Source organism: Ehrlichia minasensis (assembly GCF_004181775.1).
Lineage (GTDB): Bacteria > Pseudomonadota > Alphaproteobacteria > Rickettsiales > Anaplasmataceae > Ehrlichia > Ehrlichia minasensis.
This window is the reverse complement of record NZ_QOHL01000055.1, coordinates 1-986: the sequence shown is the minus strand read 5'-3', so window position 1 is coordinate 986 and position 986 is coordinate 1. Positions and strand designations below refer to the sequence as shown.

The 986-nt window shown below is 36.2% G+C and carries 2 protein-coding genes; both read left to right on the top strand.

Going from position 1 to position 986, the window contains the following annotated elements; all coding sequences use genetic code 11:
* Nucleotides 1–188: hypothetical protein (locus DRF75_RS05135; RefSeq protein ID WP_205745113.1), on the top strand; the 188-nt coding region annotated here is incomplete at its 5' end.
* A gap of 117 nt (nucleotides 189–305) precedes the next feature.
* Nucleotides 306–986 (top strand): P44/Msp2 family outer membrane protein (locus tag DRF75_RS05005; protein WP_129992781.1); only part of this gene is annotated, 681 nt, incomplete at its 3' end.

The following is a 986-nucleotide window of genomic DNA, read 5'->3' as shown; positions in this document are numbered from 1 at the left end:
CCCCCCCCCCCCCCCCCCCCCCCCCCCCCCCCCCCCCCCCCCCCCCCCCCCCCCCCCCCCCCCCCCCCCCAAATTTATCTTCTATGCCTTCAACATTTTTCCTCTTTACTTATACCCAGACATTAGAAGATAGCACTCCCACAGAAAATGCACTTTCAAATATTTTATTTATTACCAACCTTATATAATATATTAAATTTCTCTTACAAAAATCACTAATACTTTATACCAAAACATATATTCTAGCTTGTATTTGCTTCACATTTCCACTACTGTTAATTTATTTTCACTATTTTAGGTGTAATATGAATTGCAAAAAAATTTTTATAACAACTGCATTAATGTCATTAATGTACTCTCTGCCAAACTTATCTTTTTCTGATACAATACAAGATGGCAAAATAAACGGAAATTTCTACATCAGTGGAAAGTATGTGCCAAGTGTTTCGCATTTTGGTGTTTTTTCTGCTACAGAAGAAAAAGTGAGTACTGTAGAACTATATGGACTAAAACCAGACTGGGGTGGTAGACAACAAACATCACATACAGATACAGATTTTAACAATAAAGGTTACTCATTTAAATATGAAAATAACCCATTTTTAGGCTTTGCAGGAGCTATTGGTTATTCAATGTATGGTCCAAGAATAGAACTTGAAGTTCTATACGAAGCATTCGAAGTTAAAAATCAAAATAACTGTAAGAATGATGGCCATAAGTATTGCGCATTATGTCAAACTGGCACACAACAAAACGCTCAACAACAAAAATATGTTCTGTTAAAGAATGAAGGACTAACTGATATATCATTTATGATAAACGCATGCTATGACATCGTAACAGATGGAATACCTTTCTCTCCTTATGTATGTGCAGGTGTTGGTACCGACTTAGTTTCTATGTTTGATGCCATAAACCCTAAGATTTCTTATCAAGGAAAATTAGGACTAAGTTATCCTATCAACCCAGAAGCATCTGTTTTTATT